1 protein-coding gene is annotated in these 541 nt (G+C 40.3%); it reads right to left on the bottom strand.

Annotation, left to right across the window (positions count from 1 at the left end; genetic code table 11):
• The coding region (rpsD, locus tag D0Z60_RS11515; RefSeq protein ID WP_118858572.1) for a 30S ribosomal protein S4 at positions 1–541 on the bottom strand (541 nt) is incomplete at both ends.

Here is a 541-nt window from a genome sequence, read left to right as displayed (position 1 = left end):
CAACGATCAGATGTTCGTTAATATCTGCTGATAAGTCAGAGCGTTCAGGAGTACGTTTAAATACACCTTCCATCTTAGTTGCATCAACTTCTAACCAAGTCGGTTTTTCACGTTGAGTTGCTAATTCTAATGATGCTTTGATACGTGCTTGTTTTTTAGATTTCTCACGAACAGCAACCACATCATCAACAGAAACTTGATAAGAAGGAATATTCACTACACGACCGTTTACTACGATAGATTTGTGGCTTACAAGCTGACGCGCTTCAGCACGAGTTGCAGCAAAACCCATACGGTAAACTACGTTGTCTAAACGACCTTCTAATAATACTAATAAGTTCTCACCGGTATTACCTTTTAAGCGGTTTGCTTCTGTATAGTAATTACGGAATTGACGTTCTAAGATACCATAGATACGGCGAACTTTTTGTTTTTCACGTAACTGACTACCGTAGTCAGATAAACGTGGCTTGCGTGCACCGTGTTGACCTGGTGCTACATCAAGACGATTTCTACATTTTGATTCAATCGCACGAACGCC

The sequence above is a fragment of the Sphingomonas mesophila genome (assembly GCF_003499275.1).
Classification (GTDB): domain Bacteria; phylum Pseudomonadota; class Alphaproteobacteria; order Sphingomonadales; family Sphingomonadaceae; genus Sphingomicrobium; species Sphingomicrobium mesophilum.
This window is presented reverse-complemented; position numbering and strand designations above follow the sequence as displayed.